We start from the raw sequence: 9,979 nt of genomic DNA, 5'->3' as shown, positions 1-9,979 counted from the left end.
CCGCCAGCTCAAGCGCTACCTCACCCGCAAGATCTACCGACTCCTGACCCGGACCAACACCCTCGCACCCACCACTTGACGAACATAGAAGCGTCCCAGAGCAACGCACCTCAGATTCGTATGGTCACCCCCGGAGAGCGCTCAGCACCGCCGCGCACTCCGCCGCGACCGCGACGGCGACGTCCCGCGCCGTGTCGCCGTCGTGCTCGGGGACCACGCGCTGCACCGCGCCCTCGGCGAGCAGGTCGACCGCCCGGATGTGCTGTGCCTCGGCCATCGCGGCCGCGTGCGTGGTGTCCCCGTGCACGATGACGCTCGCGCCCTCGGGCGGCAGCGGCGACAGCCAGGCGTGCTCGGCCGCGATCACCACCTGCGCCGGCAGCAACGCGAGCGCCCCTCCGCCGCAGCCCTGCCCCAGGATCACCGACAGCGTCGGTACGGTCAGCTGCGTGAGCACGGCCATGCAGCGTGCGATCTCGCCGGCCAGTGCACCCTCCTCGGCGTCCTGCGACAGCTCGGCCCCCGGTGTGTCTATCACCGCGACCAGGGGCAGCCGCAGCTCCTCGGCCAGCCCCATCGCGCGCCGCGCCACGCGCAGCGCGGCGGGTCCCATCGGGGTGCGGTCGGTCTGCCGGGTCCGGTCCTGGCCCACGACCAGGCACGGCTGCCCGCCCAGCCGCGTGAGCGCGACCAGCATCGACTCGTCACGCTCGCCCTCGTCCGTACCGGACAAGCGGACGGTCCCCGAGGCCCCGTAGCGCAGCAGGTCCCGCACCCCCACCCGGTCGGCGGCCCGGGTCCGCAGCACGGAGTCCCACGCCGACGTCGTCCCGGACGGCTCACCTTCCCTGCGGGGCAGGGACGACGGCGACGGCGGGTCGACGAGCACCGCGAGCGCCCGCTCCACCAGCGCGGGCAGGTTCTCGGGGGCGACGACGCCGTCGAGCACCCCCTTGGCGGCGAGGTTCTCGGCGGACTGGACGCCGTCGGGCAATGCCTTGCCGGTCAGGGCCTCGACGACGCGCGGCCCGAGGAACCCGATGAGCGCCCCGGGCTCGGCGACCGTGAGGTGTGCGAGCGAGCCCCACGACGCGTACACGCCGCCGGTCGTGGGGTGCCGCAGGTACACGAGGTAGGGCAGGCCGGCGTCGCGGTGGTCCATGACGGCGCGGGAGATCTCGACCATCTTCAGGAACGCGGGGGTGCCCTCCTGCATCCGGGTGCCGCCCGACGCCGTCGTCGCGAGGACGGGCAGGCGTTCCGCCGTAGCGCGGCGGACGGCGGCGGTGATCCGCTGGGCCGCGGACCGGCCGATGGAGCCGCCGAGGAACCGGAACTCGTTCACGACGACCACCACGGGCCGCCCCCGGACGCGCCCCCGTCCGGTGAGCACCGACTCGTCGGTGCCCGCCTTCTCCGCCGCGGCCGCGAGCACCGTCCGGTACTCCTCCGGGTGCCCGGACGTGTCGACCGGCTCGTCCCAGGACTCGAAGCTGCCCGCGTCGAGGACCAGGTCGAGCAGCTCGCGCGCCGTCCAGCGGCGGGTCACGGACCGGCCTCCGGTTCCGGGGCGGGCGTCGCCGTGGGCGTGCCCGACGTCCCGGGCAGGCCCGACGGCCCCGCCGTCGGTCGGGCCGCGTCGAGCCAGGCCCTGATCCGGGCCGCGTGCTCGTCCAGCACCGGCGGCGCCTGGTGGTCCCGCCGGGTGACCTCGGCGCCGGACGGGTCGAAGAACCGCAGCGGCGGACCCGGCAGCGTCACCGTGCCGAGGCTCGTGTGCTTCACGTCCACGAGCAGGCCCTGGCTGGCCGTCTGCTCCCATGCGTACACCTCGTCGAGCGTACGCACCCGGCCCGCCGGGATCCCGGCGTCGGCGAGCCGGGTCAGCAGCGCGTCGGCGTCATACCCGGCAAAGGCGCCCTCGACCAGCTCGACGACCTGGTCGCGATGGGCCACTCGCTCCGCGTTGTCCCGCATGCCCTCAGCGTCCGCGTCGAGCGAGAAGGCCAGGCAGAGCCTCTGCCACAGCGCCTCGGACCCGACGGCTATCTGGACGGCGCCGTCACGGCAGCGGAACAGGCCGTACGGCGCGATGGAAGGGTGGTGGTTGCCCTGCGCGTGCCCCACCTCCCCGGCGACCGTCCACCGCGTGCCCTGGAACGCGTGCACGCCGGTGACGGCGGCGAGCAGCGACGTCCGCACGACCTGCCCGACGCCGGTCCGGTGCCTCTCGTGCAGCGCCGCGAGCACGCCATAAGCGCCGTAGATCCCGGCGAGCAGGTCGCCGATCGGGACGCCGACACGCTGCGGGTCGTCCGGGCCGGATCCCGTCAGGGACATCAGACCGGCCTCGCCCTGGGCGATCTGGTCGTACCCGGCGCGGCCGCCCTCGGGGCCGTCGTGCCCGAACCCGGTGATCGAGAGCACCACCAGGCGCGGGTTGTGCTCCAGCAGCGTCTCGACGCCGAGCCCGAGCCGGTCCAGCACCCCGGGCCGGAAGTTCTCCACGAGCACGTCGGCACGGTCGACGAGCTCCAGGAGGGTCGCCCGGCCGACGTCGGCCTTGAGGTCGAGCGCTATCGACTCCTTGTTGCGGTTCGCGGACAGGAAGTACGTCGACTCGCGCGCGCCCTCCTCCCCGACGAACGGCGGACCCCAGCCACGCGTGTCGTCGCCCCGGTCGGGCACCTCCACCTTGACGACGCGAGCGCCCAGATCGCCCAGCATCATCGTGGCGTGCGGTCCCGCGAGGGCCCGGGAGAGGTCGACGACGACGACGTCGTCCAGGGGTCCGGTCATGGTGCTCACCAGCCCGGCAGGACGAGGATGCCCCACACCAGCAGCGGCCCCGCGAGGGTGACGATGATGGCGTAGTTGAGGATCTGCCTGTAGTAGGCCTGCTCCGAGATCGTGTCCGGGCGGTTGGCGAGCATCAGGGCTCCGTTCGTGGAGAAGGGGCTGACATCGACGATGGTCGAGGAGACCGCCAGGGCAGCGGCCATGGCCCAGGGGCTGACGCCGCCGCCGGCGATGAGCGGTACGGCGATCGGGATGATGACCGGCAGCAGCGCCGTCGACGACGCGAACGCGGAGACGATGCCGCCGACGTAGCAGAGCACCAGCGCCCCGATCGTGACGATGCCGAGGCCCGCCGCCCAGTTGCCGATGTACTCGGGCGAGCCCGCCGCATTGAGGATCGTTGCGTAGGTGCTCACGCCCGCTACCAGCAGGACGGTGGGCCAGGCGATCTGCTTGACGGCGTCCTTGTGCTGCTGCGGGGACAGCATCGCCAGCACGACGGCGGCGGTGATCGAGACGAAGCCGATGTTCTGGTCGAACGCGAGCGCCGTCACGGCGACCGCCGCGAAGGCGACGAGGGTCAGCACGTGGTCGCGGCGCACGCCGAGGCCACGCGTCGTGGTCGAGACGGCGGCGCCCTGGCCGCTGGCGAGCACGGACGTGCCGCCGCGGTGCAGGTCGTCGACGAGGTGGTCGGACGCGTCGGCGGGGTCGACCCGCTCGCGCATCAGCTGGCGGCCGCCGAGCGCGAGGAACAGGATCACGGCCATCGCGGTGTTGATCGCGAGCGACGCGATGAACACGCCCATCTCGGTGCCCTCGTAGCCGACGTCGGCCATCACCGAGTTGGTGATGGTGCCGTAGATGCTGATCGGGGAGAACCCGCCGCCCTGGGCGCCGTGCACCACGAACATGCCCATCATGAGCGGGTTGATCTTGTAGCGGCGGGCGAACCCTAGCGCGACCGGGCCGATGATGGCGCAGGCCGCCGGGCTCGCCGCGCCGATGGCGGTCAGCAGCGCGGTCACGGCGAACATGACCCAGGGGATCAGGGCCACCCGTCCACCGACCGCCTGGACGGCTTTGGAGACGATGAGGTCGACGGTGCCGTTGTTCTTGGCTATGGAGAACAGGTACGTGACGCCGACGAGGGTCAGCACGAGGTCGGCGCTGATGCCGCCCAGTACCTCCTTCTCATCCATGTGCAAGGCGAAGACGCCGACAAACCACGCCGCGACATAGGCGAGCGCGCCCATGTTGATCGGCAGGACTGTCCCGGCGACGAACAACGCGACCAGCGCGATGATCGCGATCCACTCAGGACCCATGACAACTCCTCTTCCCATCGCGGCGGACACCTTTGACCGACGAGACACGATGGATCAGTGGCCTAGCCAATAAGCCATTGGCTCATCTGTCAAGTACTCTCGGGTAGTGACCCCAAAGGCTCCAGCCGAACTGCCGGCACCGCTGGCCCGCACCCGCCTCTACGAGCAGGTAGCGGAGCAGATCACCGCCTGGATCCGGCAGAACGGGCTCCAGGCCGGGGACCGGCTGCCGCCCGAGCGCGAGCTCGCCGCACGCCTCGGCGTCAGCCGCGCGACCCTCAGCCAGGCCCTCGTCGCGCTCGAGGTGGTCGGCGTCGTCGTGGTGCGGCACGGGGACGGCACGGTGCTGACCGGCAAGCACAGCGAGAGCCGCATCGTCGAGGCCATCCGCGCGCACGCCGACCGGATGCCCGAGATCATCGACATCCGCGACGCGCTCGAGACCAAGATCGCCGCACTGGCCGCACAGCGCCGCACCGAGGACGATCTCACCGCCATCGACGCCTCCCTGGATGCGATGGAGACCGCCATCGAGCGCGGGGACCGCGGCGTGGAGGCCGACGAGCAGTTCCACGCGGCGGTGACCGCGGCCGCACACTCCGACCTCCTGGCCCAGACCATGCGGGAGATCGCCAGCCTTATCCGGGAGAGCCGGATCGAGTCGCTCTCGCAGCCGGGCCGGCCGCGCAACTCCCTGACCGGGCACCGCGCGATCGCGGACGCGATCCGGGTGAGCGACCCGGCGGCCGCGGCCGCGGCCATGCACGCGCACGTCGAGATGGTCAGCGATGTGGCACTCCTGCGGGAGGACGAGCGGTGACCGGCTGGGAACACCTCGGTGTTCTCGGCGCGGGGCTCGGGGCCGGCATCCTCACCTCGACGGTGGGCGTGGCGTCGCTCCTCAGCTTCCCGGTGCTGCTCGCCGTCGGGTTGCCGCCCGTCGTCGCGAACGCGTCGAACACGGTGGGCCTCGTGCCCGGCGCGCTGAGCGGCTCGTTCGGCTACCGCCAGGAGCTGCGCGAACACCCCCGCGCGACCGTGATCGTGCTCGTGACCTGCGCGATCGGGTCGGTGGCCGGGGCGATCCTGCTGCTCGCACTCCCACCGGGCGTGTTCGAGGCGGTGGTGCCCTGGCTGATCCTGCTCTCCTGCCTGCTCGTCGGCGCGCAGCCGTGGATCAGCAGGTGGCTGGGCCGCACCCGGAACGAGCCCGCCCGCCTGCGCCACGACATGTCGCCGGCGACCGTGGTGTTCGCGGTCCTCACGGGCGCGTATGGCGGTTACTTCGGCGCCGGGTCCGGCGTCATGATGGCCGCGGTGCTCGGGCTCGGGACCGACCTGCCGGTGCGGATCGTGAACGCGCTCAAGACCATCGCCGTGCTGGCCGCGAACGTCGTGGCCACCGTCGTCTTCGTGGCCGTCGCCGAGCTGGACTGGGTGGCGATCGGGCTGCTCGCCGCCGGGTCCGTCGTGGGCGGATACATCGGGGCACGAGTGGGGCGCAAGATGCCGCCGGTCGTGTTCCGGGTGCTCGTGGTGATCGCGGGTGTTGGGACCGCGGCGTTCATGCTCATCTGATCGGGACCGGGCACGGCCGGGGCGGGGCAGCCCAGGGCCGAACCGCAAGTCGTGAGTCCCTCACCCCATCGGACAACGCCGAACCGCAAGTTGGTCGCGGATCCAGAGCCGAACCGCAGCAGACACGTCGTCCGGACCCCGCATCGACACGCGCCTTGCGGCTCGACCCTTCGCACGACGACCAACTTGCGGCTCGGCGGCGTGATCGACGGCCGACCTGCGGTTCGGCCGCTGGCCGATGGGGTGGGCGGCACGCAACTTGCGGTTCGGCCGCTGGCCGATGGGATGGTCGGCACGCAACTTGCGGTTCAGCATCCGGCGCCGTGTGCGGGCGTGACAGCGTCGGCTGCTGCCGCGCATGCGACCTGTGGGCAGGCCGCGCGGCTGGCCCACCCTGGCTCGTCCGTCGCAAAGATCCTATGCATAACTCTTGTGCACAAAACTTGTGCATGGTTATTGTGCACGCATGACCACTTCCCCTGACGACTTCCGCCTCACCCCCGAGGCCGTCAAGGTGCTCGCCCACCCGCTGCGCTCGCGCCTGCTCGGCACCCTGCGGCGCGGCGGCCCGGCGACGGCGACCTCGCTCGCGACGACGCTGAGCACCAACTCGGGCGCCACCAGCTATCACCTGCGCAAGCTGGAGTCCGTCGGCCTGGTCACGGACACGGGCGAGGGCACTGGCAAGCAGCGGCTGTGGCGCGCCGCCACGAGCTCCCACAGCTGGGCACCCTCGGAGCTGTCCGCCGACGAGGACGCGGCCACCGCGCTGAGCTGGCTGCAGCGCGACTACCTCCGCCTGTTCAGCACCGAGTTCGGCCACTGGCTCGACGTCGCCGAGGCATGGCCCAGCGAGTGGCAGGATGCCGCTGGACTGGGCGACACCTGGCTCAGCCTGAACGCCGTGCAGCTCGTAGCGCTCCGCGCGGACCTGGACCAGCTGTTCGAGCGCTACGAAACGGCCGGCGGCGGCCCCGGCGCCGTACGCGTCGCCGTCTGGCAGGCCGCCTTCCCGCTGGAGATGGACGACATCCCAGGTGCGGACAACGACGCCGGCACGGACGACGATCCGGACAGCAAAGACGGCCCGGACACCGGAACGGACGCCGAGGACCAGCCATGACGCCGCTGACGCCGGCCCGGGCCCGGCAGGTCTTCCTGCTGCTGACCCTGACCCGGTGGTTCCCCGTGGGGCTGATCGTCACGGTGACCACGCTGCTGCCGATCCAGCGCGGGCTGTCGGTGCCCGAGGCGCTCACGGCGCTCTCCCTCACCGGGTTCACGGTGTTCCTCCTGGAGCTGCCCACCAGCGGCCTGGCCGACTCCGTGGGCCGTCGCCCGATGCTCGTCGCGGCCGCGGCGCTGCAGGTGGCGGCGGCCGTCCTGTTCCTCACCGCGCAGACGTTCTGGTCGTTCGCCCTGGCAGCGGCGGTCACGGGCATCTTCCGGGCACTCGACTCCGGCCCGCTGGAGGCCTGGTTCGTCGACACGGTGCACGCCACCGAGCCGGGGGCCGACGTCGACCGGCCGCTGGCCGCGCACAGCACCGTGCTGGGTGTCTCGATGGCCGCCGGTGCCCTCGTCTCGGGCGGGCTCGTCTGGTGGCACCCGTTCGACGCGTGGTCCGCGATGGCGCTCCCCTACGCGGTGTACGCGGTGCTCTCGGCGGTTCACCTGGTCGCCGTGACGATCCTGGTCCGCGAGGCGCCCCGCACCACTGCGCCCGCGACCGAGGACGCCGGAGCCCAGGGCGCGGTGCCAAAGAACGCCGTGGCCCGGAACGTCGCTGCCGAGGACGCCGGAGCTGCCGGACCCGGCGCGACGCCGGCCCTGCCGCCGTCGGGCAGCAGGGGTGTCGCGGGCCGGATGCTCGAGTCCGCGCGCCAGGCGCCCGGGGTGGTCCGCGACGGCCTGCGCCTGGCGCGGGACAACCGGGTGCTGCGGTGGCTGCTGCTCGTCGAGGTGTTCTGGAGCGTAGGGATGGTGGTGTACGAGACGTTCCAGCCGATCCGCCTGGCCGAGCTCCTGGGCGGGACCGAGGCCGCGGCAGCGGTCTCCGGCCCGGTCGCGGCCGTCGGATGGGCGGTGTTCGCGGGTGGCGCCGCGCTGACCGGCCTCGCCACGCCCCGCCTCGGCGTGGCCCGAACGGCGATCCTGGCCCGCGTCCTCAACGGGCTCGGGGCCGTGTGGATGGGGCTCGCGCTCGGCCCGGTCGGGCTGATCGCTGCCTACTTCGTGACCTACGGGCTGCACGGCGCGTGCGGGCCCGCCTACCAGGCGCTGCTGCACCGCGAGGCCGAGTCCCGGAATCGGTCGACCGTGCTGTCCATGGCGTCGATGCTCTCGTTCGCGGCCTACTCCCTTGCCGCCCCCGCCCTCGGCTGGACGGCGGGCCTGCTGTCCACGCCGGCGGCCATGGTGCTCGGCGGGGTGTTCAGCACACTTGGCGCCGCGTGCTTCCTCCCCGCGCTGCGCCGGGAACGGATGCTGTCTGGTCGCGCGCGGCGTATGTCGGGCACACTGGCGGGGTGAACTTCACCCGAGCCCTCGCCGGCGCGGTGCTCGTGACCCTGGCGCTCTCGGGATGCGTGCGCCTCGACCTGCAGACCACGCTCACCGACCACGACACGGCCGACGGCACGCTCGTCATCGCCATGGCCGACGACGCCGCCGGGCTGCTGGGCGGCGACCCCGCCGACGTCTGGGCCGAGTACAAGGACCAGGTGGTCGGCGACGTCCCGGACACCGTGACGGAGGAGCCGTACGCCGAGGACGGCTACACCGGCTCCCGCTACGTCTTCGACGACGAGCCCGTGGCGACGCTCGCCAAGATCAGCGACGGCGACCTCGAGGTCGCCCGCGAGGGGGACGAGTACGTGGTCTCGGGCGTGCTCGACCTGTCGAAGCGCGTCGAGGGCATCGAGGACGCGCCGGAGGGTCTGCTCGGCTCCGTCGAGGCCACCGTCGCGGTCACCTTCCCCGGCCCCGTCACGGAGGCCGACGGCGCGATCGACGGCAGCACCGTCACGTGGCGCCCGGACGCGGCGCAGGCCACGAGCCTGTCGGCGCGCGGCCCGGCCACGGCGGCCGCCGTCGGCCCCGGACCCACTGCCGAGCCGACGGCGGAGGCGACGCCCACCGCGGTGCCGCACGCCGCGGACGGCGTCATCAGCGACTGGGGCACGCCGATCACCCTCGCCACGTTCCTCGTGCTCGTCGTCGGCGGGCTCGTTACCTATATGGTCAGCCGACGGCAGCGCACACGGCAGGCTGACCACGCGCAGGCATGACGCACGGGAGCGACATGGACGAGACCGGGAACGACTGGACCGAGGACGTGCTGGGGGCGGGCTTCGACGCCCGCACGCTGCGGCTGCCGGGCGGCGCCGAGGCCACCCTGGTCCGCTACATGCCCGAGGACGGGCCCGGCGTCGGGCGCCCGCCCGTGCTGTACGTGCACGGGTACACCGACTACTTCTTCCAGCGGCACCTCGCCGAGGCCGTCGCGGGGCGCGGTTACCCGTTCTACGCCATCGACCTGCGGGCCCACGGGCGCTCCATCAACGCGTGGACGACGGCGGGCGGCGACGCCAACATGGTCAACGACCTGTTGCTCTACCAGCAGGACCTCGACGCTGCCGCGGACGTCATCGCCGCGGAGGGCCACACCGGGCTGGTGCTCCTGGGGCACTCGACGGGCGGGCTCATCACCTCGATGTACGCGAACGCGCGACCCGACCGGGTGACGGCCCTCGTGCTGAACAGCCCGTGGTTCGACCTGAAGGGCAGCTGGTCGGACCGGACCCTGGTCACCCAGGCGGTGTACGCGCTCGGGCGGATCGCGCCCCGGACCGTGGTGAACAAGCCCGGCGAGGACTACGGCCGGGCCCTGCACCAGGCCACGGGCGGCGAGTGGGACTACGACCTGGCCTGGAAGCCGCACGGCGGGTTCCCCGTCCAGGCGGGCTGGCTGGCCGCGATCCGGCGCGGCCATCGGACGGTCGGGCGCGGGCTGCCCGTGCAGTGCCCGGTGCTCATGTGCGTCAGCGACCGGACGGGGCCCGGCAGCGGCGAGGCGGCGGTGATGCTCAGCACGGACGCGGTCCTCGACGTCGCGCACATGCACGCTCGCGCCCCGAAGCTGGGGCCGGCCGTGGACGTCTCGGTCATCGAGGGCGGCGCCCACGACCTCGTGCTGTCCCCGAAGCCCGCCCGGGAGAAGTACCTGACCACGGTGCTGGACTGGCTGGACGCGAAGGTCTGACGGCGGCCTC

General features: G+C 72.7%; 9 protein-coding genes. 6 read left to right on the top strand and 3 right to left on the bottom strand.

Annotated elements, in window-relative coordinates:
* Window positions 1–124: 124 nt before the first annotated feature.
* The 3 genes from C8K30_RS11640 to C8K30_RS11630 are packed head-to-tail and all read right to left on the bottom strand — an operon-like array spanning window position 125 to window position 4,127.
* Complete coding sequence (locus C8K30_RS11640) at window positions 125–1,549, bottom strand: carboxyl transferase domain-containing protein (RefSeq protein WP_108493035.1); 1,425 nt, start codon at window positions 1,547–1,549, stop codon at window positions 125–127.
* Entirely contained in the window at window positions 1,546–2,799 is a 1,254-nt protein-coding gene (locus tag C8K30_RS11635) for a CaiB/BaiF CoA-transferase family protein (RefSeq protein ID WP_108493034.1), read from the bottom strand. Before C8K30_RS11635 ends, C8K30_RS11640 begins: the two co-directional genes overlap by 4 nt.
* Window positions 2,800–2,804: 5 nt before the next feature.
* Entirely contained in the window at window positions 2,805–4,127 is a 1,323-nt protein-coding gene (locus C8K30_RS11630; protein WP_108493033.1) for an SLC13 family permease, read from the bottom strand.
* Window positions 4,128–4,233: 106 nt separating this feature from the next.
* Between C8K30_RS11630 and C8K30_RS11625 the strand changes: the two genes are divergently transcribed.
* The 6 genes from C8K30_RS11625 to C8K30_RS11600 all read left to right on the top strand — a co-directional run bounded on the left by C8K30_RS11625 (window position 4,234) and on the right by C8K30_RS11600 (window position 9,969).
* On the top strand, window positions 4,234–4,947 hold the full coding sequence (locus C8K30_RS11625) for a FadR/GntR family transcriptional regulator (RefSeq protein WP_199230445.1): 714 nt from the start codon (window positions 4,234–4,236) through the stop codon (window positions 4,945–4,947).
* Window positions 4,944–5,705 (top strand): sulfite exporter TauE/SafE family protein, encoded by a 762-nt coding sequence (locus C8K30_RS11620; protein ID WP_108493032.1) that lies wholly within the window; start codon window positions 4,944–4,946, stop codon window positions 5,703–5,705. Before C8K30_RS11625 ends, C8K30_RS11620 begins: the two co-directional genes overlap by 4 nt.
* Before the next feature lie 466 nt (window positions 5,706–6,171).
* Entirely contained in the window at window positions 6,172–6,828 is a 657-nt protein-coding gene (locus C8K30_RS11615; RefSeq protein ID WP_108493031.1) for a helix-turn-helix transcriptional regulator, read from the top strand.
* Window positions 6,825–8,237 carry an MFS transporter gene (locus C8K30_RS11610; RefSeq protein WP_108493030.1) on the top strand — a complete coding sequence of 471 codons (1,413 nt, stop codon included), beginning with the start codon at window positions 6,825–6,827 and terminating at the stop codon, window positions 8,235–8,237. Before C8K30_RS11615 ends, C8K30_RS11610 begins: the two co-directional genes overlap by 4 nt.
* Window positions 8,234–8,995, top strand: a complete 762-nt coding sequence (locus tag C8K30_RS11605; protein ID WP_108493029.1) for a hypothetical protein — start codon at window positions 8,234–8,236, stop codon at window positions 8,993–8,995. The genes C8K30_RS11610 and C8K30_RS11605 overlap by 4 nt, the downstream gene beginning before the upstream one ends.
* The gene (locus C8K30_RS11600; RefSeq protein ID WP_233257125.1) at window positions 8,992–9,969 is read left to right on the top strand and encodes an alpha/beta hydrolase; all 978 of its coding nucleotides are present in this window, start codon (window positions 8,992–8,994) and stop codon (window positions 9,967–9,969) included. The genes C8K30_RS11605 and C8K30_RS11600 overlap by 4 nt, the downstream gene beginning before the upstream one ends.
* The last annotated feature ends 10 nt before the right edge of the window (window positions 9,970–9,979 follow it).

The sequence above is a fragment of the Promicromonospora sp. AC04 genome, from assembly GCF_003058225.1.
GTDB lineage: Bacteria > Actinomycetota > Actinomycetes > Actinomycetales > Cellulomonadaceae > Promicromonospora.
This window is presented reverse-complemented; position numbering and strand designations above follow the sequence as displayed.

Coding starts and splice junctions, on each gene's coding strand:
- C8K30_RS11635 (WP_108493034.1), bottom strand. CDS start 2,799: ATGACCGGACCCCTGGACGACGTCGTCGTCGTCGACCTCTCCCGGGCC.
- C8K30_RS11630 (WP_108493033.1), bottom strand. CDS start 4,127: ATGGGTCCTGAGTGGATCGCGATCATCGCGCTGGTCGCGTTGTTCGTC.
- C8K30_RS11615 (WP_108493031.1), top strand. CDS start 6,172: ATGACCACTTCCCCTGACGACTTCCGCCTCACCCCCGAGGCCGTCAAG.
- C8K30_RS11610 (WP_108493030.1), top strand. CDS start 6,825: ATGACGCCGCTGACGCCGGCCCGGGCCCGGCAGGTCTTCCTGCTGCTG.
- C8K30_RS11600 (WP_233257125.1), top strand. CDS start 8,992: ATGACGCACGGGAGCGACATGGACGAGACCGGGAACGACTGGACCGAG.